Genomic DNA, 20,550 nt, shown 5'->3' with positions numbered 1-20,550 from the left:
TGAACGAGGCCTGCTTGGCGAACTGTCCGGCTTGCAGGTCGCTGCGCTGCGCTCCGCTCGGTGCGGCGCCGGCCAGATCGCCACCCCGGGCACCCGCCAAACCCGGAGCCGGGCCGCTGAAGACCGGGTTCATTGAAATGCTCACAGCGGCTCGACCGCCGCGCCAGTCGCTTCGCTTTGTGGCACGTCGGCCGCAGAGCCGCCGCTGCTCGTGATCGTTCGGTCGGCTGCGCTGCAACCGCTGCGCCAGGCGAGCTGGCACATCGGCCGCGACGCTGCGCCGCCCGTGGGAGGGGGCAGCCCGTGCGCCAGTCGTCCCCCCGCGCTCCCCCCGCGCGCCCCCGTCGAATTGCGAGGGGGACATAGGCCGGTGCCCTCCCGCCTGCGGCGGTCCCCTCCCAGCTATTCCACGGTGCCCTTACGCCCGCGCTTGTTCGCGGCGCTGTCGGTGTCGCACGGCGACCGACGAATGCGGGGCAGCAGTCCGCTCAACCCAACGCCGAGGGATCAACAGCCAATCCGGCTCCCTCGGAAAACAGGGCAGGCGGTTTTCAGGTCGGGAAGGAGGACGGGGTCTTGATGCAAGTCGATCTTGAAAGCAGCGAGTGGGCACGGCGCCGTTTACGAAACGTTGCCGTGCCGTTCAAAACCTGGGCCTTTCCCTGGCCCGGCGTGCCGCCGTGATGCGTTGTCAGGAGACGGTCGCGGAGTGTCATCAACCTATGGAGTTCATCATCATGGAACACACGAAGGAGTTGCTCTCGGTGCCGCTGGCTAGCCTGGTGCCGTCGCGGTTCAATGTCCGGGGCCATTCGGTCGGACAGGTCGAGGAACTGGCGGCACTGATCGAGGCGCAGGGGCTGCTGCACAACCTGGTGGTCACCGAGCAGGAGGTCGGCCGGGGCAAGTCGCGCAAGCTGAAGTTCGCGGTCGCGGCCGGTGAGCGGCGGCGGCGCGCTATGCTGCTGTTGCAGCAGCGCGGGCGCTTGCCGAAGGAGCACGAGGTACTGTGCGAACTGGTGGCGCCCGAGCGGGCGCTGGAGGTCAGCCTCGCCGAGAACAGTGGGCGCGAGGCCATGCACCCCGCCGACGAGTTCGAGGCCTTCAAGGCGCTGGTCGACGAAGGCAAGGGCGTCGAGGACGTGGCGGCGCGCTTCGGGGTGTCGGTGCTCACGGTGCAGCGGCGGTTGAAGCTGTCGGCGCTGTCGCCGGAGTTGCTGGCGCTATACCGAGAGGACGGCATCAATCTGGACCAGCTGATGGCGCTCACGCTCAGCGACGACCACGCGGTGCAGGAGCGCACCTGGTTCGACGCGCAGCCGTGGGAGAAGACGCCGGCCGCGCTGCGGCGGCGGCTGACGGTCGGCGAGGTCGAGGCTGCGGGCAGCGCGCTGGTGCGCTTCGTCGGCATTGAGGCATACGAGGCCGCGGGTGGTGTCGTGCGGCGTGACCTGTTCGACGACGAGCAGAGCCGCTTCCTGTCGGATCCTGCGCTGCTGGAGCGGCTGGCGACCGAGAAGCTGAAGACGCTAGCAGGCACGGTGCGCGAGGAAGGCTGGAAGTGGGTCGAGGCGCGGCTGTCGGTGGACTCGCAGGCCCTGCGTCAGTTCGCGCCTTGTGCGCACACCAAGGCGACCAAGGACGACAGGTATCTCGACTACACCTTGAGGCGCATCCGCTCGCGCATGGCTGCTGAAGCGGAAGCGCTTGCGCGCGTGAAGATTGAACGGTGGGAGCGCATCAAGAGGGTTGGCGACGGGACGCTAGAGCCAACGCCCATGCCGGTGCTGACGGTTGGCGACATGGAGAAGCAACTGGTCTTCATTCGCGCCAAGTCATTCGTTGCGTTCCTAGACCGCCCGACTGCCAATGCTCCGTTGGCCGACATGCGCAATGACTTCGCTGCGAGCTTCACTGAGATCGAAGAGGAAGACGCCAAGGGCGAAAAGAAGATCGCCGCGCGGCCGTCGATAGAGCTTTGGCTGAAGCGGCCGAACCGCCTGCGCGCTGACACGCTGACGTTCGATCCGCGACACGGGCCTTTCTGCGCCGACCCCTTCGGCAACCATGCATTGAACTTGTGGCGACCACGACCACATGCCGCACCTCCCGACTGGCAGGTGCGCGCACAGCCCTTCGTGAAGCACGTCGAGTTTCTCGTACCGATGCAGGCCGAGTGCAGTCGGTTCTTGGACTGGCTCGCACACATCGAGCAGCAACCTGGCGTGCTGCCGCATAGCGGGTACCTGATGGTCGCCCCGAAGCAGGGCGTCGGGCGAAACTGGATGGCAGCGGTCCTCGCCCACGTCTGGAAGGGACACGTCGCGCTGGACTTCGACTTGAATCAGACGCTGTCGAGCGGCTTCAACGGGCGGCTCTCGCGCAGGCTCCTGGCCGTGATTGACGAGGCGAACGAAGGCCACCACGGGACCGCCACGCGGAACTCTGAGAAGTTCAAGTCGATGGTGACCGCGACTGAGCGGCACATCAACCCGAAATACGGCTTCGAGCATGTCGAGCACAACTGCTGCCGCTGGTTGATCTTCAGCAACTACGTGAGCGCGATTCCCATTGGCGACAACGACCGGCGCTGGAACGTGGTGCGGAACGGCGACCCGATGCAGGACGAGGGCTACTACGCCAGCCTTTACGCGCTGCTGGATGCCCCGCTGTTCATCGCTTCGGTGCGTGAGTGGCTTCGGCAGCGCGACTTGCAGGCCTTCAACCCAGGCGCGCGGCCTGTGATGAACGAGGCCAAGCAGGCGGTCATCGAGTCGGTGCGTAGCGAGGCAGACGACCGCGCGCTTGAACTTGTGCGCACATGGCCGCGCGACGTGATTACCGGCACCGAACTTGCGCAGCAGCTCTACGATCAGGACAGGCAAGATGGAAGGCTGAAGTACCGCGCCGAGCAGGCCGGTATCGTTCGATGGAAGGGCAACGGCGCAGGCAAGGTGAGGCTCGCCGGCAAGACCAGCACGCCCGTTTCTGTGTGGATCGTGAGGAACGCCGACCGGTGGGCACACGCCAGCCTCGACACCGTGCTCGCGGAGTTGCGCAGGCAGGACCTTTGATCGGAGAGGTGTATGGGGGTGTAGCCGGGTGTAGGGGGGGCTCATCTCGCGTAGGGTTCACTCCCAAGGTATACGGTTGGGTGAACTGCCCCCCCGCTACACCCCCATACACCCCCATACACCCCCAAGGGCAGGCGTTCTAGAAGTCCTGCTGCCGCACCTGCGCGGAGGCGCGCAAGAGGCCGAGTTGTCGGCCGGATGGGAGCAGGTCGGCGGTCTACTGTGGCGGCAGATGGAACGGCATGCTCCGCATGCACGTCGGGCATGTGACTTGGGCGAACCCTGCCAGCCTGCGGCGATCGACTTCGAGTTTCGCGCTGCAGAAGGGGCACGTGCCATTCACGATGAACGGATTGCCACCGAAGACGAGTGCCGATCCGGGACCCAGCCCGACGCCGCTTCCGCTCACAGTGACTTGACCCTCGGTTCGCATGCCATGCATCGAAACCGATCCGCCAATACCTTGGAACGTCGTGCCGTCCACAAAGTTCTTGCTTCCTCCGGTCGTGTGCAGAACCGTCCGATCGGCACTCACAGTCGTGTTCTCGAGTGTGCTTGTGCTGCCCGACTTCGCTATGAAGTACGCCGACTCTGCCATCACGAGAGAGTTGACGAACTGCTGGTAGCCCCCGTCCTCGGCGATTGCGAGGAACTCCTTCTGGTGCGTGCCCATTCGGCGGATCAGAGAGCGCACGTCGCTCTCCAGTTCACCGTGGGTGCTCACCGTCTTGGCTATCTCCGCAATCGCGTCTTCAAGTGTCTCCACTTTGGACGCGGCGTCGTTCAGCGCCTCGATTCGCGCCCAGACCTTGCCCAACTCGCCATCGAACGCCTTGTCCGACAGATGGCGGTCGAGCGCCTGTGCAGCAGGCGCGATCACAGGAATCGGCAGCAGGCTGAGGCAGAAGGCCACAAAGCGAAGCGGCGCCTTGATGCCATGCTTCTCCCAGAGCTTGCGAACGGCGCCGGCCGACACTTCCACTTGTTGTGAGTGCGACATGTTCGGAGGAAGCTAAGTGCCCGACAGACTCGTGGACCTACTCGATCGCTGCAACAAGAGAGCGGATGTTCGGGACTTGCTTGTCCAATTGTGACTGGTTCACCATGACCTCCTTGCCAAGGACCATCCGCCTTCCAGAAACGAGCGCCGAGATGGGCACACCAAGAGTTCCAGAGACCACGGAGGCGGAGTTCGCATCGTTCACTTCATACTGAAACATCGCTTTGAACGGACGCTTCGACGTTGGAACCGGCGCCCCTGCGGGATGAACGCAAAAGAGTCCTGGGTTCGCTTGCCAGACGGCGAAGATTTCCTCCCCGATCTCGTTCACAACGCTCTTGAATGCCGCTCCTGACGTTTGGTTGTACTGCGTCAATCTATTGCCGACATACATGTAGAGAGTGGGAGACGACATGCGGAAGCGCTGGGAGTTGAGGTAGAACTCCGACTGCTGCTGGCCAGGCTGACGCGTAACGCCGTAGATCAATGCGAGCACGGCTCGCACAGCGCGCTTGGACGAGCCATCGGCCGAGAAGGGGACGATCAACCGGTCCGAAGCGGATAGAGCGAGTTCTGTATAGATCGAGAAGCTAGGGTTGCAGTCGATGAATACTGTGTGGTCTTGTCCGTTCCAGGCTGATACCACGTCCTGTATGAGATCACTGATCCATGTGTGAACGATCCTCCACGCGTCTTGCGGACCGGGAGCAGTGGCTGCGCTCACTCGCGAGGCCTGAATCTCAAGCTGTTCGTCGCCGACAACAAGGAAGAGGTTCCGGGGGATCGGATAGTTGTAGTCGTGGATAGGTAGAGCGTACCGTGATCCTGTCCGTGGGTTCACGTACGGGCTGAAGATGCGATCTTCGATGTACCCAGAGATGGTTAGCCGAGGCTGACCTAGATGTATGCGGTTGAGGTTCGCTTCGCCTAGCTGCATGCCCCCAAGAAGCATTGAGGATGAGTTGGCCTGTGGGCACAGGTCAACAACAAGGACTTTCTTCTCGGGGTGGACGCGAGCGTACTCAGCGGCGATCTGAAAGGTCAGATAGCTCTTGCCGACACCGCCCTTGTTGTTCCAGACAGCGTAGATGGGCACAGAAGACCTCGTTGTTGTGTGTGGTGCAACCATGCTAGCGCCGAGTTGCACCTTAATGGTAAGTCACGAGTGGGATGTCGCCGGTTCACGCCCAGTCGGGACAATCTGTTGGGTTGGGCGGACATTGAATCCTTAGGCCGATGGGGCGCGCGCCCCTATGTGGTCGTTGTGCTCGAACCCGGTTGAGCCGTACCGTGCCAGCTGTTTACCAGCTACGCACAGCAAACGCATCCGTTTGCATGGAGCAACCGACCATGTCCACTGCCACCGAGTCCACTGCCACCTCCGACGACGAGCACGACAGCCTCACCGAGGAACCCGAGCGCCCGCTGACCACGGGCGAGCAGCAGGCAATCGCACGCGCAGGCGCTGCACCCATTGACGTAGCGCTCAGCTCGCGCCCCTTTGGGCACCCGCAGCGATACGAGCCACGGCTGCGCACGCTGGAGCCGCTGACGCGCCCACCGCTCTCGTTCGCGCCGGAGTCCATCAGCAAGCTCGACGGCTACGAGGAACACGGCACGCACGTGGCCGAAGCTGTGGGTGCGCTCGAAGCCATGCAGGGCGTGCTCAGGACCGTGATTGACGCGCGCGAGAAGAGCAAGCTGGACCCGACCATGAACGAGAGCGCGGCTGTGGTGGCCGTGGGCGCCTACGCTGACAAGCTGTCTCCTCCCGCCACCATGAAGGTGGACGCGGCACTGAAGGTGCTCGGTGGGCGCATCAAGGTGGCGGAGGCCGAATTGCGCACGGGCATCGACCCCAGCGCCGGTCACCTGACCGCGATGGCAGGCGAGATTCGCGCGCACTGTCGTTCGCTGCCCAACGTGGCGGAGCGCAGCAAGTTCATCAACTCGCTGATCGACGCGGGTGACACGGAATCGCTGGCCGCTGTCCTGCGCGGCAAGCCGTACCTCAGCGGGCTCACCCAGGAGCAGAGCGACCTGTTCGTCCAGCAGTTCAACCGCAAGCGTCGCCCCGAACTGCCTGCCCGCATCGAACTGATGAAGAGGGCGACGGCACACCTCGAACGCGCGGGCGCGCAGTTCGTGCTCCAAATGGAGCAAGCGATGGGCACGCGCTGGGACACCGTGAAGCGCCTGCGCGACGCGAAGGCCGCTGCGTCGTTCGGCTGACCCGCTGCATCCACGCTGCAAGGTACAAGCTGAATGACGTTCCAACGAGGCCAGTCAGGCAACCCGTCTGGGAAGAAGCCCGGCACGCTGAACAAGAAGACCCGAGTTGCTATCGCGCTCGATGCCGCAGCCGAGGACGTGACCAAGGCGGTCATCGACGCGGCCAAGGATGGAGACATGCAGGCGGCGAAGCTGGTGCTGGAGCGCATCCAGCCTCCCGTGCGTCCGCGCGCGGAGCGGGTGCAGTTCGCGCTGGACCCGACCGGCCCGCTCACCGCGCAAGCGCAACAGGTGCTCGTGGCGGTGGCAGCGGGTGAACTGGACCCCGAGACCGGGAAGCTCCTGGTCGAGTGCCTGTCCTCGTTCGCAGGGCTGAGGCAGACCGACGAACTTGCCGCGCGCATCGAACTGCTGGAGCAGACCACGAGAGAAGCACAGCACACCGGCGCTCGCGGCGGCGTGCTTCAGACAGGACAACCCGTATGACCACCACACGCGCCTCCACCCTCGTCAAGATGGCGAGCAATGACTGCATCATGATCTACACGGTGATCGTGGGCGACGAAGACGGTCCGCCGCTGTGGGTGCACTGCACCGCGCATGGCGACGACAACTTCCCTGCGTCGCGCACGAGTGTGGTCAGAGCACCGGGCGAGGACTGCCGCGCGCTTTGGGCGAGGGTGATAGACGTGGTGCGCGAGATGAAGCTGACGCGCGGGCTCCAGCATCAGGTGCTCGTGCGCTGCATGACCACACCGCCGCCAGCGGACCCGCAGCAGGCGGACTCACGGTTCAACGTCAAGCGCGCCCTGTGGCACGACGCGGACCACGAGCGCGACCCGATGCGCCGGGTGCAAGCGCTGGGGATGCTGGCGGAGCTGTGCGCGTTCGAAGGCCCGCTGCCGAGGTTCCAGTGAGCCGACGCGTTCCCACCGCCACCACGCTGAAGCGACTCGCAGCGGTCGAGTCCTCGCTGCTCGGCAATGAGGACTGCGGTTCGCGCTTGGGCGTGCTGCTGATCCCCCGCATCCTTGGCTGCGACGAGTGGGAGGCCATCGCGGTGCGGACGCAGGCTGCTGCGTGGTCAGCCGCTTCGGAGGACACGCGGGATCGGGGTGCGCCGTTGCGGCCTGTAGGCGAACCGCTGGACGTGCTGCGCGAGGGCATCGATTACCACACGCCCGACCCGAGCCGACCCCAGGAAGCGCGTCCGAAGCGTCCTCCGCTGCCAAGCATCACGAGGTGAACATGAAGATGACCGAAGACGAAGCCAAGCGCTGGCGCGAAGCCACCCAGCAGGCGCACGAGGCACGGCGGCGTGAGGCGCTGACGGGTGTGCCCCAGCCGGGTGCCTCTCGCACCTCCCGTGGCATGGGCCGCACGGGCGCGTCGAAGGGTCGGTCGAGCACACCGCCGCGCAACAGGTGACCACACATGGACCGCCGCGTCATCCTCGCCAACGACGTTGAACAAGCCGCGATTGACGCGCAGGCGCTCGCGCAGCGGCTGGCCTCGATGGGTGGCATCAGGCCGAGCGTGGCGGCGCACGCCGAGCAGATCGACGTGGCGGCCAAGACCCTGCGTGATGCTGCGGTGGCGCTTCATGGCGGGCTGACGCCGAACCTGCGCCTGTTCTTCGGCCGGAAGCTGGATTCGGGCGAGTACGTGGAGTGCGACGACTGAGCGGCGTGACGGTGCCTTCGTGACACGTAGTCGCTTTCAGCGTGCGTCACCGCGTTCGGGTGCGACAGGCGACAGATGTGCACCAGCGGGCACCGCCACTCCAGCGGGGAACCTGCATTCGGCACCCGCCTGGCGCAGGTGCTGTCTTGAACGTTGAGGCGTGCGCCAGCGACCTTGCCAGCACGCTGAGAAGCCGCTGACATTGGCCCCAAAAGCAAAAAGCCCAACCGGTGAGGGTTGGGCTAAGTGCTTGCTACCACTAGCTAATTTTGGCTCCCCGACCTGGGCTCGAACCAGGGACCTACGGATTAACAGTCCGGCGCTCTACCGACTGAGCTATCGAGGAACAGCCTTGCATTATACCCAGCTTTTGCGAGCTCCCTACAGGTCGGCCTGGACCGACAGGCGGACGGTGCGTGGCGCCAGTGGGAACAAGTACGCATGTGCGAACTGGTAGGGCGACTCGCGCCAGGCGCGGCGGTCGGCGACGTTGTCGATGCCGGCGCGCCAGGTGACTGCACTGCCGCCCATGCGGGTGTCGTAGCGCGCACCGAGGTCGATGCGCGCCCAGCCGCCAATCCGCGCGCTGTTGTCCGGCAGCACCATGCGGCGGCTCTCGGTCGCAAGGCCGCCTTGCAGCGTCAGGCCGGGCAGCGCGGCCAGGTGGTGGTCGGCCTGCAATTTCAGCGTGCGGGCAGGCACATTGGTCGGCTGCTTGCCGTTGAGCCGCGAATCCGACGCGCTGTCGATCCGCGCGCGCAGCCATTGGGCGCCGGCGCGCAGGGTCCAGGCTGTGCTGCGCCACTCCCCTTGAGCCTCCACGCCGCGGTGGCGCTGCGTTCCGTCGCGCTGGAAGGTGCAGGTTCCCACCGTGCTGCAGGCGCCGATGTCGGCGAACCGCGGGCGCTCGATGTCGAAGGCGGCGAGTGTCCACTCGAGGGCGTCCGTGCGCCCCTTCAGGCCAAGTTCCGCCTGGCGACTGGTGAGTGTGAAAGCCTCTCCGGCGTTGGTGTAGCGGTCGCGGTTTGGTGCCACGGCGGACTCGACCCCGCGCCCCCAGCTGGCATAGACCAGTTGGTCCGCCGCGAAGGCGTGGCTGGCCGCGACGAAAGGGGTCGTGAACGACTGCTGGTAGTCCGTCTCGCGCCGGTCCTGCGGATCGGTGCGGAAGCTCTCGCGCTGCAGCCGCGTGTGGCGCACGCCGAGCCACAGTGTGTTGCGATCGCCGAAGGCAATGGCATCGCGCAGGCTCAGTTCGGTGGAGCGTTCGTCGCGGTTGGTGTTCTCGTCGTTGGGCGCGGGGTTGGCCGGCAGGTCGCGGATGCTGCCGTCGACGTTGCCCGTGCCGCTGAAAGCGAAGGTCTGCCGCCCGAAGCGATTCGTCACTCGGCTGTGCAGCACGCCGAGCGACAGCGCATGTTCGACCGTGCCACTGCGCAGCGTGCCCGACAGCGTCAGGTCGAGCGCATTGGTGCGGCGGCGCTCGTTGTCGCTGCGAAAGTCGTAGAGGTCGAAGTCGCCGTTGGGGCAGTAGCGGTCCGGGTAGTAGGTGCCGTCCGGCGCCGGCTGCGGGTCGAAGCAGCCGAACGGGAAGGCGATGCGGTCGTCGCTGGTCAGGCGCTGCGTTGCGGCATGGGCGACGAACTTCCAGCCCTGCGCCAGCTTCTGCTGCCAGCGCAGCGACGCCGTCGTGCCTTGCAGCACCACCGGCTGCGCCCAGGCCTGGTTGTTGAGGTTGATGCGCGGGTCGCCGGGTGAGGGCACCTCGTCGCCGAGCAGGCTGAAGCCCGGGACGCTGGGCTGCGAACGGCGGCTGCTCTCGATCTCGGCCTCGAGCAGCGTGTCGGGGCCAACGCGCCAATCGGTCGCCACGGCCAGCAGGTGGCGCTCGCCTTCGGCGTGCCGCACCCTTGGGTCCAGCTTCGCTGCCGCGACGTTGACCCGCACGCCCAACGCCTCCCCCGCACCGAAGCGCTGGCCGATGTCGGCCGCGCCGCTGACGCTGCCGGCCTCGCGCCATTCGAGCGAGGCGCGCCGCAGCGGCACGTCGGTCGGCCGCTTGACGACGAAGTTGACCAGGCCGCCGGGCGCACTGGTGCCGGCCTGCATCCCGCTGGTGCCCTTGAGCACCTCGATCTGCGCCTTGTTGTCCAGCGCGATCGAGGTCTCGGCGTTGATCGGGAGGCCGTCGCGCCGGTAGTTGAAGCGGTTGTCGAGGACGAAGCCGCGCACCGTCAGGTAGTCCCAGTAGCCCTCGGTGTTGTAGGCGTCGCTGATCGCGGCGTCGAACCCGTTCAGGTCGGACAGGCGCTGCGCACCGCGGTCGCGGGCGAGTTCGGTGTCGATCACCGTCGCCTGCAATGGTGTGCGCGACAAGGCAATGTCGCCCCAACCGCCGACGCCAGCAATCGGCATCGCGCGGCCCTGCACGACGACGGGGGCGAGCTGGGCTTCGGTGGGGGCCGTCTGCGCATGGGCAGCTGCAAAGGCGAGCGAGATCGACAGCGCGATCGGCGTTCGGGCGATGAAGTGACGAGTCTGACGGTGAAGGCGTGCCATCGTGTTTCCTTGGAGATCGATGGCAGGTCGGCGGGGCCGAGGCGGCCGCAGACCGCGGCGCGTCGACCATGCTTCCCTGCGCGAGGATTACCTCAATCAGGTTCGAAGGGACTCTCTCAGTCGGCTGTCTCTTGCGAAGACGGCCAACACCCCTAGCGGATGCGGCGCATGAGTCGTGCACCGCGCGGGAATTATCAGGCAGAAAAGAGAAGGGGCCGCGAATGCGGCCCCGCCGTTCGTCTCCTGCCGACAGGCGTCAGTCGAAGTTCGGCGTCTCCACACCCAGCACCTTGTGCAGCTTCGGGCTGGTGGTCGTGTACTGCAGGTGGATGCGCTTGTCCGGGAAGATGTAGGGCGCCGCCGCGAAGGCCGCCAGCGCGGCTTCGTGGAAGCCCGACAGGATCAGCTTCTTCTTGCCCGGGTAGGTGTTGACGTCGCCCACCGCGAAGATGCCCGGCGTGCTGGTTTCGAACTTCTCGGTGTCGACGACGATCTGCTTGCGCTCGATGTTCAGGCCCCACTCGGCGATGGGCCCCAGCTTCGGGCTCAGGCCGAAGAAGACCAGCAGCATGTCCAGCGGCACCACGCGGGTGACACCGTCGCCGCCGGTGATCTTCATGCCGGTCAGCTTGCCGTCGCGCTCCTCGATGCCGGTGGCCTGGCCGACGATGAACTGCATCTCGTAGGCCTCGCACAGCTCCTTCATCTTCGCCACGCTCGCCGGGGCGGCACGGAAGCCGTCGCGGCGGTGGATCAGGATGACGCTCTCGGCCTTGTTCGGCCCGTCCTGCACGAAGTTCAGCGTCCAGTCGAGCGCCGAGTCGCCGCCGCCGATGATGATCAGGTTCTTGCCGGCGAACTGCGCCGGGTTCTTGACGCGGTAGAAGACCTGCTTGTCGTCGTAGGCGTCCAGCCCGTCGACCTTCAGCGTGCGCGGCTGGAACGAGCCCACGCCGCCGGCGATGAAGATGGTCTTGGTCAGGAAGCGCGTGCCCTTGGAGGTCTCGACGTAGAAGCGCCCATCGTCCTGCTTCTGCACGATGGTGACCTCCTGGCCGAGGTGGAAGGTCGCGCCGAAGGGCTCGATCTGCTTGAGCAGGTTGTCGGTCAACTCCTTGCCCGTGCACACCGGCACCGCCGGAATGTCGTAGATCGGCTTGTCCGGATAGAGCTCGATGCACTGGCCGCCCGGGTAGGCGAGCGAGTCGATGATGTGCGCCTTGATCTCGAGCAGGCCGAGCTCGAAGACCTGGAACAGGCCCACCGGGCCGGCCCCGACGATCACCGCATCGGTCTCGATCGGGCCCTCGTGTGCACCGGCGGTGCGCGCCACTTCGTCGTTCAACTTCGGATCCATGGTGTGTGTGCAGCCGCGGCGGCCGCGGTTTGCCTTACTTGATCAGCTGGTCGAGCTTGCCGGTGCGGTCTTTCCACTCATCGGCGTCGGGCAGCGGGGTCTTGCGCTTGGTGATGCTCGGCCACTTCTTGGCCAGGTCGGCATTCAGCTTGATCATGTGCTGCTGATTGCCGGGCACATCCTCCTCGGGGACGATCGCGTTGACCGGGCACTCGGGGATGCAGACGGCGCAGTCGATGCACTCGTCGGGGTCGATGGTCAGGAAGTTCTGGCCCTCGCGGAAGCAGTCGACCGGGCAGACGTCCACGCAGTCGGTGTACTTGCAGCGGATGCAGGATTCGAGGACGACGTGGGTCATGTGCTTCGACTCTTCGGATGGATGGGGCGGCGCGACGCCGGCAAGCCCGCGATTTTAAGGTCTCAGGGTTTCCGCTTGTTCTTGACCGGCCTCAATGGACGGGGATTGCGTGGCGCATTGAGGTGCCGCCGCCACGGCTGCTACCGCTGCGGCCCCGGCGCCGATGGTCACCACGGTCGGTCGGCCGGCATGAAGCACCGTGGCCTGGCCGAGCGTCAGCACGCTGTGCTGGCTGGCCAGCGCATCCGGCCAGCCGGCGCGCGACACCACGCTGACGGGCGTGTCATCCGCCCAGCCGGCCTCGCGCAGGCGGCGCGCCAGCGCGGCGAGCTGCCTGCCGGCCATGTAGAAGACCTCGGTGTCGGCGGCATGGCCGCCGCGCAGGGCACCCTCACGCGTCATCGCCGTGGTCAGTGCCACGCTGCGGCCGTTGCCTCGGCGGGTGAGCGGAAGTTTCGTGTCGGCGGCAGCGGCCAGCGCGGCGGTCACGCCGGGGATCACCTCGCTGGCGATGCCGGCCTCGGCCAGCGCCTGCAGCTCCTCCTCGAGGCGGCCGAACACGCTCGGGTCGCCACCCTTGAGCCGAACCACCAGGGCGGCTTCACGCGCATGGCGAACAAGCAGCGCGTTGATCGTCGCCTGGCCGGTGCTGTCGGCAAAGCCGCGCTTGCCGACGTGGACCCACCTGGCGGTCGGTGCCAGGTCGCGCAACGCCGGGTCGGTCAATGCGTCGAACAGCACCACGTCGGCCTGCACCAGCACACGCGCGCCGCGCACGGTGATCAGGTCGGCCGCGCCGGGGCCGGCACCGATGAAGACGACGCGGCCCATGCTCACAGGGGCGCGCGCACCAGCAGCGCACCGCTGGTGCGGTTGCTCGCCGGGTCGACGACGATCAGCGCACCGCCGACGCGGTTGGTCTCGTAGCTCTCCACCGGCAGCGGCTGCTGGGTCTCGATCACCACGTGGCCGATCTCGTTGACGGCCAGTTCGTGGGCGTAGGTCTCTTCCAGCGTGTGAATGTCGAGCCGATGCTCGATCGCCGTGATGCGCGCCTGCACCCAGCGGTTGCCGTGGCGCACCCAGTACTTGCGACCGAGCACGGCGGGCTCGGTGTCCAGCCAGGCGAGTGTGGCACTGAAGCGCTGTGCCGCCTGGATGGTCTTCGGCGTGCCGATCCAGTCGCCGCGCGACACGTCGATCTGGCGGTCGAGCACGATGCCGGCCGACTGTCCGGCTTCGACCACGTCGACCACCTCGCCGGCCAGGCGCACCTCGGCGACCGTCGCCACTTCGCCGTTGGGGAACAGCTGCACCGCGTCGCCGGCCTTGACGCGGCCATGGGCGACACGACCCCACAGCGTGCGCGGCTGGTTGCCCGTGCCTTCGCCTTCGCGGGCGACGTACTGCACCGGCACGAGCAGGTCGCCGTCCTTGCGTTCCTGCGCAGTCGGCAGGCTCTCGAGCAGTTGCAGCAGCGAAGGGCCGTCATACCAGGGGGCGTCCAGCGGCTGGGTGACGTTGTCGCCACGCAGCGCCGACACCGGCACGATGCCGGCGACGCGGATGCCGGCTGCTTCCGCGAAGCCGAGCAGCGCGCCGTGCACGGCGGCGTAGGCCTGCGCCGGGTCGTCCACCGCGTCGAGCTTGTTGACCGCGAAGACAATGCTCGGCACGCGCAGCAGGTGCGCGAGCAGCGCATGGCGGCGCGTCTGCGGCAGCAACACCACCGGGCTCTTGGTGGTGTCGAGCTTGGTGATGTCGACCAGCACCACGGCGGCATCGCTGCCCGCGGCCGCGGTGACCATGTTGCGCGTGTACTGCTCGTGGCCCGGCGCGTCGGCGATGATGAACTTGCGCGCGCGGGTGGCGAAGTAGCGGTAGGCCACGTCGATGGTGATGCCCTGCTCACGCTCGGCCTCCAGGCCGTCGGTCAGCAGGCTCAGGTCGATCGGTGCGCCGGCGGCCCTCTTCTCCAGCGTGTCGAGCTGGTCGGCGAGGATGGCGCGGCTGTCGAACAGCAGCCGGCCGATCAGCGTGCTCTTGCCGTCGTCGACGCTGCCGGCGGTGAGGAATCTCAGCGCGCGGTGGTCTTTGACGGGAGTGGCGGCGACAGTCATCAGAAATACCCTTCCTTCTTGCGCCGCTCCATCGAGGCATCCGAGGTGCGGTCGTCCATGCGCGTGGCACCGCGCTCGCTGACGGTCACCTTCAGCGTCTCGGCGACGATGTCGGTGGCGCTGGCGGCCGGGCTCTCCACCGGGCAGGTGCAGGTCATGTCGCCGACGGTGCGAAAGCGCACCTGCGCGATCTCGATCGTCTCCCCGGCTTCCGGCGGCGTCACCTCGGTCAGCGGCACCAGCAGGCCGCGGCGGCGGATCACCTGGCGGTCGTGCGCGAAGTACAGGTTCGGCAGCGGGATGTTCTCGCGGGCGATGTACAGCCACACGTCGAGCTCGGTCCAGTTGCTGATCGGGAAGGCGCGCATGTGCTCGCCGGGGCGGATGCGCGTGTTGAACAGCGTCCACAGCTCGGGGCGCTGCTCCTTCGGCTGCCACTGGCCGAAGCTGTCGCGGTGGCTGAAGATGCGCTCCTTGGCGCGCGCCTTCTCCTCGTCGCGGCGGGCACCGCCCATCAGCACGTCGAAGCGGTTGTCCTCGATGGCTTCGAGCAGCGTCACCGTCTGGTGGCCGTTGCGCGACTCGAGCGGATGCGCCAGGCGCACCGTGCCGCGCTTCATCGAATCCTCCAGGTGACCGACCACCAGGCGTTCGCCCATCTCGGCAACGCGGCGGTCGCGAAACTCGATCACTTCCGGGAAGTTGTGGCCGGTGTCCACATGCAGCAGCGGGAAGGGCAGGCGGCCCTTGTAGGAACCGTCGGCCTGCCTGCTCTTGAAGGCCTTCTCGGCCAGGCGCAGCACCACGCAGGAGTCCTTGCCGCCGGAGAACAGCAGGGCAGGGCGCTCGAACGCGGCGACCGTCTCGCGCAGGATGAAGATGGCTTCTTCTTCCAGCCAGTCGAGGTGGGTGTGGTCGAGCTCGGGCAGCAGTTGCTCGACGGACAGCGGGGCGTTCATCGCGGGCCTCCAATCGTCGACACCTGGGCGGCCGGGGCGTCCTTCACATGCAGGCCGCATTCCTTGGCCTTCTCGTCTTCCCACCACCAGCGGCCGGCGCGGAAGGGCTCGCCGACGGCGATCGCGCGGGTGCAGGGCGCGCAGCCGATGCTGGGCATGAAGTCGTCGTGCAGCGGGTTGTAGGGCACGTCGTTGACGGCGATGTAGTGCCACACGTCGGCCCAGCTCCAGTCGGCCAGCGGGTTGAACTTGGTGCGGCCCTTGTCGTCTGCTTCGCTGAACGGCACGCCGCCACGGTTGTCCGACTGCTCGCGGCGCAGCCCGGTCACCCAGGCGCTGCTGCCGGCCAGCATGCGCGCCAGCGGCTCGAGCTTGCGGATCGCGCAGCAGGCCTTGCGCAGCTCGATGCGCTCGTACATCGCCCGCTCGCCGTTCGTCTTGACGAAATGGATCGCCGACTCCTGCACCGGCTTGAACACCTCGACCGCCAGGCCATAGCGCTTTTCGATGCGAGGGATCAGCGCCACCGTCTGTTCGTGCAACTGGCCGGTCTCCAGCGTGGCCAGCGCGATCGGCAGCGCGTGGCGGGCGATCAGGTCGGTGATCACCATGTCCTCGGCGCCGAGGCTGGTGGCCTGCACGATGCGGCCGGCGTGCTCCGACGCGGCGCTCTGCAGCACCGCCACCGCATGGGCGACACGCTCGTCGAAGCCTTCGGTCTTCTTGGCGTACAGCGTGATCGCGCTCATATCGAGGCCCCCGCGTTGACGAATTCCGGCGCCTGGGCCAGTGCCTCGCGCGTGCCTTCCGGCTTGGCGAACAGCGGCCGGTTGTCGGCCACGTCGCCCTGGTAGTGGCCGGGGAAGAAGGCCAGGGCGCGCTCGGCCGCCTCGACCGACTGGTCGTGGCGCAGCAGCGCCGCGTCGAAGCCGGTGCGTGCCAGCAGCGGCACCATGTCGACCAGCACCTCGCCGATCGCCCTCACTTCGCCGCGGAAGCGGTAGCGCGAGCGCAGCAGGCGGGCCTGGCTGTAGGCGCGGCCGTCGACCCACTTCGGGAAGTGCAGCGCGATCAGGGCGAAACGCGGCAGGTCATCGGCCAGGTCTTCCACGTCCTGGTCGTTGGCCAGCTTCAGGCCGACCGGCACAGCGGCCGGCCACTGCGCGCGCGCGGCGTGCCACTGGTTGGTGTCCAGCAGCAGGTACGGTTCGGAGTTGATGCTGACCGGCGGGCCGTCCTCGCCACCGAGTGCGTGCCAGCGGTCCTTGTGGATGTCGATGAATCGCATGGGGTTCTCCGCCGCTCAGTGGGCTTGCGCCGTGCTGCGGCGCACCGCGTTGGCCGGCGCCTTGAAGGGCTCGATGCCGATGCGGCGCACGGTGTCGATGAAACGTTCGTTGGCGGCGCGCTGCGCCTTGTAGGTCTCGATCACCGCCTCGACCGCATCGGCCACCTCGTCGGCCGCGAACGACGGGCCGATCACCTTGCCGGGCACCGAGGCGCCTGACAGCGTCGAGCCGTCGGAGCCGCCCAGCGAGACCTGGTACCACTCCTTGCCGTCCTTGTCGACGCCGAGGATGCCGATGTGGCCGCTGTGGTGGTGGCCGCAGGAGTTGATGCAGCCGCTGATGTGCAGGTCGATGTCGCCGATGTCGTCCTGCTCGTCGAGGTCGGCGAAACGTTCGTTGATCTCGGCAGCGAGGGGAAGCGAACGCGCATTGGCCAGACCGCAGAAATCGCCACCGGGGCAGGCGATCATGTCGGTGAGGAGGCCGATGTTCGGCGTGGCGAAGCTGGCGTCCTTTGCGGCCTGCCACAGCGCGGCGAGATCGCTCTCGCGCACCCACGGCAGAAGCAGGTTCTGGTCGTGCGTGACACGCAGTTCGCCGTGGCTGAAACGCTCGGCGATCGCCGCGGCCGACTCCATCTGCTCGGCCGTCACGTCGCCCGGCGCCTGGCCGGCGCGCTTGAGCGACAGCGTGACCGCACGGTAGCCGGGCAAGCGGTGGCCGTGCACGTTGCGCTGCAGCCAGCGCGCGAAGGCGCCCTTGGCGTCGGCCGGCCAGGCCGATGCGGCGCCGGTTTCGGCGATGCCCTTGGGCAGCACGAAACTGGCTTTGACGCGCTCGAGCTCGGAGAGCGGGATCAGGTGTGCCGCACCGTCCAGGTCGTCGTTCAGGATGTGGCGGAACTCTTCCTCGACCGCGTCGAAGAACTTCTGCCCCTCGGCCTTGACGAGGATCTTGATGCGCGCCTTGTAGGCGTTGTCGCGCCGGCCGTAGCGGTTGTAGACACGCACGATCGCCTCGATATAGACGAGGATCTGCTGCCAGGGCAGGAAGTCGCGGATCAGCGAGCCGATGATCGGCGTGCGGCCCATGCCGCCGCCAACCAGCACCGTGAAGCCGATCTCGCCGGCGGCGCTCTTCTTCAGGTGCAGGCCGATGTCGTGCCAGCCGATGGCGGCGCGATCCTCGGCGGCGCCGGTCACGGCGATCTTGAACTTGCGTGGCAGGAAGGCGAACTCGGGGTGCAGCGTGCTCCACTGGCGCAGCACCTCGCAGTACGGGCGCGGGTCGACCGCCTCGTCGGGCGCGATGCCGGCCAGCGCGTCGCTGGTGATGTTGCGGATGCAGTTGCCGCTGGTCTGGATGCCGTGCATGTCGACCTCGGCCAGACGCTCCATCACGTCGGCGCTTTGCACCAGCGGGATCCAGTTGAACTGCAGGTTCTGCCGCGTCGTGAAGTGGCCGTAGCCGCGGTCGTACTCGCGCGCGATGAGCGCGAGCTGGCGCAGCTGGCGCGAGTGGATCTCGCCGTAGGGCACGGCGATGCGCAGCATCGGTGCGTGGCGCTGCACGTACCAGCCGTTCTGCAGGCGCAGCGGGCGGAACTCCTCGTCGCCGAGCTTGCCGGCGAGGTTGCGCTCGAGCTGGTCGCGGTACTGCGCGGCGCGCTGGTGGACGAAGTGGCGGTCGAACTCGGTGTATTGGTACATCTCAGTACCGCCCGGCCGTTCCGAAGGTACTGAGCGCCCCCTTGGGGGGCAGCGAACGAAGTGAGCTTGGGGGTTTCATTTCAGTCGATCATCAGAATCAGTGGATCACCTTCAGGCCCGCGGTGACGAGCGCGGCGCAGAGCAGCCCTCGCACCAGCTTCTCGGGCATCTTTCGTGTGAGCTGTGCGCCGATCCAGATGCCGGGCACGCTGCCGATCAGCAAGGCGCCGAGCAAGCTCCAGTCGACGTGGCCGAGCGTCGCGTGGCCGATGCCGGCGACGAAGGTCAGCGGCACGGCGTGGGCGATGTCGGTACCGACGACGCGGTGCGACTCCAGGCGCGGATAGAGCAGCATGATCAGCGTCGCGCCGATGGCGCCGGCGCCGATCGAGCTGAGCGACACCAGCACGCCGAGGATCAGCCCGCTGAGTACCGTCAGCCAGGTCTTGTGGCGCTCCGGCAGCCAGCGCTCCAGGCGCAGACCGACGGCGTGCCAGGCGCTGCGGTAGGCCACCACCACGGCGGTCAGCAACAGCGCGATGCCCAGCGACAGCGTGAGGGCGCTGGCCCAGCCCTTGGTGATGCCGGTCAGGTGCATCAGCGCCACCATGCCCAGCGAGCCGGGGATGCTGCCGGCCAGCAGCAGGCCGGTGATGCGCCAGTGCACATGGCCGGCGTTGTGGTGCGAGACCGAACCGGCGGTCTTGGTGACCGCGGCGAACCACAGGTCGGTGCCGATCGCCACCGCCGGGTTCAGCTTGAAGACGGACAGCAGCAGTGGTGTCATCAGCGAGCCGCCGCCGACGCCGGTCATGCCGACGATGGCGCCGACGCCGAAGCCGCTGAGAATCGCAATCCAGTCCATGGGCCGCCGAAGAGTTGAAACGGCCGCCGGAAGGCAGCCGAGGCCTGAACTCTAGGCAGCGTCTATATATATGAGAAGAACTTTGTTGTTTGTTGTTTATGCCTGAGAAGGATAAAGACTCGCTCGGAGCATCGCGTCGCGCCTGGCTGGGCTGGGCGCTGGCGTGCGCGGGTGCTCTGCCGGGGTGCCAGACAGCGCCGGTCGCCCTGCCGCCGCCCCCTGAACCGCCGCCGGTTGCGCCTCCGCCGCCGCCCAAGCCGCCGCGCATCGGCCTGGCGCTCGGCGGCGGTGCGGCCCGCGGCTTCGCCCACATCGGCGTCATCCAGGCGCTGGAGGAGAGTGGCATCCGGCCGGATCTGGTGGTCGGCACCTCGGCCGGCAGCCTGGTCGCGGCGCTCTACGCCTCGGGCAAGTCGGCCGGCGAGCTGATCCAGCTGGCCGATGCGATGGACGAGTCGTCCATCACCGACTGGGCCTTCCCCGGGCGCGGGCTGATCCGCGGCGAGGCGCTGGCGCGTTTCGTCCGCCAGCACACCGCCGGCAAGGTGATCGAGCAGATGGCGCTGCCGCTGGGTATCGTCGCCACCGACCTGGACTCGGGTGCGCCCATCCTGTTCCAGCGCGGCGACCCCGGCGTGGCGGTGCGCGCTTCCAGCGCGGTGCCGGCGGTATTTCAGCCGGTGCGCATCGGCACGCGGGAGTATGTCGACGGCGGGCTGGTCTCGCCGGTGCCGGTGCGCTTTGCCCGTCAGATGGGCGCCGAGCTGGTGATCGCGGTCGACATCTCGGCGGCGCCGGAGGGCAATGCCACCGGCGACCCGATGCGCATGCTGCTGCAGACCTTCGCGATCATGGGGCGCAGCATCAACGGCTTCGAGCTGCGCGATGCCGACCTGGTGCTGCGGCCGCGGCTGCCGGGTGTCTCGGGGGCCGACTTCGCGGCGCGAAAGCGTGTCATCCAGGCCGGCCGCGAGGTGGCGCTGGCGGCACTGGCCGAGCTGCGCGCGAAGGTGGCGGCAAAGACCCACTGAGGATGTGAATCCGGCGCCACAAAAGAAGAGGCCCGGCGTGAGCCGGGCCTTCGAAGGTACCTGGCGGTACCGAGGAGACAACCTTTCAGGGAGACCACAAGCCAAGGCTTGCGGCTCTCCGTAGATCGGGTGGGCCCCGGTTAGTTCAAGTCCGCCACAAAACTTTGCAGACCCGAACCCTCGCGGGCGGCCCTTCAGGCAGCGCGCTTGCCCTTGGTCGTGGCGGCTTGCGTGGCCTTGACGGCGGTGCTGGTCACGGCCTGGAAGTTCGCTTCGGCGACTTCGGCAGCCTGCTTGGCGGCCTTGTGCACGCT

At 67.2% G+C, this 20,550-nt stretch carries 20 protein-coding genes, 1 tRNA gene and 1 riboswitch; of the genes, 8 read left to right on the top strand and 13 right to left on the bottom strand.

Annotated elements, in window-relative coordinates:
• Window positions 1-737 precede the first annotated feature (737 nt).
• A complete protein-coding gene (locus AAG801_RS28155) occupies window positions 738-3,074 on the top strand; it encodes a DUF5906 domain-containing protein (protein WP_341891350.1) in 2,337 nt (778 codons plus the stop codon).
• A gap of 217 nt (window positions 3,075-3,291) precedes the next feature.
• Here the strand turns inward: AAG801_RS28155 and AAG801_RS28150 are convergent, their stop codons facing one another.
• Both AAG801_RS28150 and AAG801_RS28145 read right to left on the bottom strand, forming a co-directional pair.
• Window positions 3,292-4,074, bottom strand: coding sequence for a hypothetical protein (locus AAG801_RS28150; protein ID WP_341891349.1), 783 nt, complete (start codon window positions 4,072-4,074; stop codon window positions 3,292-3,294).
• Window positions 4,075-4,111: 37 nt separating this feature from the next.
• Entirely contained in the window at window positions 4,112-5,170 is a 1,059-nt protein-coding gene (locus AAG801_RS28145) for a ParA family protein (protein WP_341891348.1), read from the bottom strand.
• 254 nt (window positions 5,171-5,424) lie between these two features.
• On the opposite strand from AAG801_RS28145, the gene AAG801_RS28140 reads away from it, so the two are divergent.
• Genes AAG801_RS28140 through AAG801_RS28115 form a run of 6 tightly spaced genes read left to right on the top strand, consistent with a single transcriptional unit; the run spans window position 5,425 to window position 7,989 of the window.
• Window positions 5,425-6,306 carry a hypothetical protein gene (locus AAG801_RS28140; protein WP_341891347.1) on the top strand — a complete coding sequence of 294 codons (882 nt, stop codon included), beginning with the start codon at window positions 5,425-5,427 and terminating at the stop codon, window positions 6,304-6,306.
• 33 nt (window positions 6,307-6,339) lie between these two features.
• Window positions 6,340-6,792, top strand: coding sequence for a DUF5681 domain-containing protein (locus tag AAG801_RS28135; protein ID WP_341891346.1), 453 nt, complete (start codon window positions 6,340-6,342; stop codon window positions 6,790-6,792).
• Window positions 6,789-7,223, top strand: a complete 435-nt coding sequence (locus AAG801_RS28130; protein WP_341891345.1) for a hypothetical protein — start codon at window positions 6,789-6,791, stop codon at window positions 7,221-7,223. The genes AAG801_RS28135 and AAG801_RS28130 overlap by 4 nt, the downstream gene beginning before the upstream one ends.
• Window positions 7,220-7,552: a hypothetical protein gene (locus tag AAG801_RS28125; RefSeq protein WP_341891344.1), complete on the top strand. Its 333-nt coding sequence runs from the start codon at window positions 7,220-7,222 to the stop codon at window positions 7,550-7,552. The genes AAG801_RS28130 and AAG801_RS28125 overlap by 4 nt, the downstream gene beginning before the upstream one ends.
• Window positions 7,553-7,554: 2 nt before the next feature.
• Window positions 7,555-7,734, top strand: coding sequence for a hypothetical protein (locus AAG801_RS28120; protein ID WP_341891343.1), 180 nt, complete (start codon window positions 7,555-7,557; stop codon window positions 7,732-7,734).
• Window positions 7,735-7,740: 6 nt separating this feature from the next.
• Window positions 7,741-7,989 carry a hypothetical protein gene (locus tag AAG801_RS28115; RefSeq protein ID WP_341891342.1) on the top strand — a complete coding sequence of 83 codons (249 nt, stop codon included), beginning with the start codon at window positions 7,741-7,743 and terminating at the stop codon, window positions 7,987-7,989.
• A 270-nt stretch (window positions 7,990-8,259) separates the two neighbouring features.
• On the opposite strand, the gene AAG801_RS28110 is transcribed toward AAG801_RS28115, so the two are convergent.
• The 11 genes from AAG801_RS28110 to AAG801_RS28060 form a co-directional block, all read right to left on the bottom strand.
• Window positions 8,260-8,335: transfer RNA gene (locus tag AAG801_RS28110), tRNA-Asn, on the bottom strand.
• A gap of 35 nt (window positions 8,336-8,370) precedes the next feature.
• Window positions 8,371-10,548: a TonB-dependent siderophore receptor gene (locus AAG801_RS28105; RefSeq protein ID WP_341891341.1), complete on the bottom strand. Its 2,178-nt coding sequence runs from the start codon at window positions 10,546-10,548 to the stop codon at window positions 8,371-8,373.
• 56 nt (window positions 10,549-10,604) lie between these two features.
• Window positions 10,605-10,712: riboswitch (TPP riboswitch) on the bottom strand.
• Window positions 10,713-10,804: 92 nt separating this feature from the next.
• On the bottom strand, window positions 10,805-11,905 hold the full coding sequence (locus AAG801_RS28100) for an NAD(P)/FAD-dependent oxidoreductase (RefSeq protein WP_341891340.1): 1,101 nt from the start codon (window positions 11,903-11,905) through the stop codon (window positions 10,805-10,807).
• Between the two features lie 34 nt (window positions 11,906-11,939).
• Window positions 11,940-12,263 (bottom strand): ferredoxin FdxA, encoded by a 324-nt coding sequence (fdxA, locus tag AAG801_RS28095; RefSeq protein WP_341891339.1) that lies wholly within the window; start codon window positions 12,261-12,263, stop codon window positions 11,940-11,942.
• A gap of 54 nt (window positions 12,264-12,317) precedes the next feature.
• The gene (cobA, locus tag AAG801_RS28090) at window positions 12,318-13,094 is read right to left on the bottom strand and encodes a uroporphyrinogen-III C-methyltransferase (RefSeq protein WP_341891338.1); all 777 of its coding nucleotides are present in this window, start codon (window positions 13,092-13,094) and stop codon (window positions 12,318-12,320) included.
• 2 nt (window positions 13,095-13,096) lie between these two features.
• Window positions 13,097-14,383, bottom strand: a complete 1,287-nt coding sequence (locus AAG801_RS28085) for a GTP-binding protein (protein WP_341891337.1) — start codon at window positions 14,381-14,383, stop codon at window positions 13,097-13,099.
• Window positions 14,383-15,342: a sulfate adenylyltransferase subunit CysD gene (gene cysD, locus AAG801_RS28080; protein ID WP_341891336.1), complete on the bottom strand. Its 960-nt coding sequence runs from the start codon at window positions 15,340-15,342 to the stop codon at window positions 14,383-14,385. Before cysD ends, AAG801_RS28085 begins: the two co-directional genes overlap by 1 nt.
• The gene (locus AAG801_RS28075; RefSeq protein ID WP_341891335.1) at window positions 15,339-16,091 is read right to left on the bottom strand and encodes a phosphoadenylyl-sulfate reductase; all 753 of its coding nucleotides are present in this window, start codon (window positions 16,089-16,091) and stop codon (window positions 15,339-15,341) included. The genes cysD and AAG801_RS28075 overlap by 4 nt, the downstream gene beginning before the upstream one ends.
• A complete protein-coding gene (locus tag AAG801_RS28070) occupies window positions 16,088-16,630 on the bottom strand; it encodes a DUF934 domain-containing protein (protein WP_341891334.1) in 543 nt (180 codons plus the stop codon). Before AAG801_RS28070 ends, AAG801_RS28075 begins: the two co-directional genes overlap by 4 nt.
• Before the next feature lie 15 nt (window positions 16,631-16,645).
• On the bottom strand, window positions 16,646-18,340 hold the full coding sequence (locus tag AAG801_RS28065) for a nitrite/sulfite reductase (RefSeq protein WP_341891333.1): 1,695 nt from the start codon (window positions 18,338-18,340) through the stop codon (window positions 16,646-16,648).
• 97 nt (window positions 18,341-18,437) lie between these two features.
• Complete coding sequence (locus tag AAG801_RS28060) at window positions 18,438-19,205, bottom strand: sulfite exporter TauE/SafE family protein (protein ID WP_341891332.1); 768 nt, start codon at window positions 19,203-19,205, stop codon at window positions 18,438-18,440.
• A 98-nt stretch (window positions 19,206-19,303) separates the two neighbouring features.
• Between AAG801_RS28060 and AAG801_RS28055 the strand changes: the two genes are divergently transcribed.
• Window positions 19,304-20,236 (top strand): patatin-like phospholipase family protein, encoded by a 933-nt coding sequence (locus tag AAG801_RS28055; protein WP_341891331.1) that lies wholly within the window; start codon window positions 19,304-19,306, stop codon window positions 20,234-20,236.
• Window positions 20,237-20,550: the final 314 nt, after the last annotated feature.

The organism is Variovorax sp. YR752, assembly GCF_943372545.1.
Note: the sequence above shows the minus strand (reverse complement) of the source record. Positions and strands in the feature narration are given on the sequence as shown.

Bases quoted from the DNA above. Each gene is read 5' to 3' on its own strand.
- AAG801_RS28105 (WP_341891341.1), bottom strand. From the start codon at position 10,548: ATGGCACGCCTTCACCGTCAGACTCGTCACTTCATCGCCCGAACGCCG.
- cysD (WP_341891336.1), bottom strand. From the start codon at position 15,342: ATGAACGCCCCGCTGTCCGTCGAGCAACTGCTGCCCGAGCTCGACCAC.
- AAG801_RS28120 (WP_341891343.1), top strand. From the start codon at position 7,555: ATGAAGATGACCGAAGACGAAGCCAAGCGCTGGCGCGAAGCCACCCAG.
- AAG801_RS28100 (WP_341891340.1), bottom strand. From the start codon at position 11,905: ATGGATCCGAAGTTGAACGACGAAGTGGCGCGCACCGCCGGTGCACAC.
- AAG801_RS28115 (WP_341891342.1), top strand. From the start codon at position 7,741: ATGGACCGCCGCGTCATCCTCGCCAACGACGTTGAACAAGCCGCGATT.
- AAG801_RS28140 (WP_341891347.1), top strand. From the start codon at position 5,425: ATGTCCACTGCCACCGAGTCCACTGCCACCTCCGACGACGAGCACGAC.
- AAG801_RS28155 (WP_341891350.1), top strand. From the start codon at position 738: ATGGAACACACGAAGGAGTTGCTCTCGGTGCCGCTGGCTAGCCTGGTG.
- AAG801_RS28060 (WP_341891332.1), bottom strand. From the start codon at position 19,205: ATGGACTGGATTGCGATTCTCAGCGGCTTCGGCGTCGGCGCCATCGTC.
- AAG801_RS28150 (WP_341891349.1), bottom strand. From the start codon at position 4,074: ATGTCGCACTCACAACAAGTGGAAGTGTCGGCCGGCGCCGTTCGCAAG.
- AAG801_RS28085 (WP_341891337.1), bottom strand. From the start codon at position 14,383: ATGACTGTCGCCGCCACTCCCGTCAAAGACCACCGCGCGCTGAGATTC.
- AAG801_RS28130 (WP_341891345.1), top strand. From the start codon at position 6,789: ATGACCACCACACGCGCCTCCACCCTCGTCAAGATGGCGAGCAATGAC.
- fdxA (WP_341891339.1), bottom strand. From the start codon at position 12,263: ATGACCCACGTCGTCCTCGAATCCTGCATCCGCTGCAAGTACACCGAC.
- cobA (WP_341891338.1), bottom strand. From the start codon at position 13,094: ATGGGCCGCGTCGTCTTCATCGGTGCCGGCCCCGGCGCGGCCGACCTG.
- AAG801_RS28075 (WP_341891335.1), bottom strand. From the start codon at position 16,091: ATGAGCGCGATCACGCTGTACGCCAAGAAGACCGAAGGCTTCGACGAG.
- AAG801_RS28070 (WP_341891334.1), bottom strand. From the start codon at position 16,630: ATGCGATTCATCGACATCCACAAGGACCGCTGGCACGCACTCGGTGGC.
- AAG801_RS28055 (WP_341891331.1), top strand. From the start codon at position 19,304: ATGCCTGAGAAGGATAAAGACTCGCTCGGAGCATCGCGTCGCGCCTGG.
- AAG801_RS28135 (WP_341891346.1), top strand. From the start codon at position 6,340: ATGACGTTCCAACGAGGCCAGTCAGGCAACCCGTCTGGGAAGAAGCCC.
- AAG801_RS28065 (WP_341891333.1), bottom strand. From the start codon at position 18,340: ATGTACCAATACACCGAGTTCGACCGCCACTTCGTCCACCAGCGCGCC.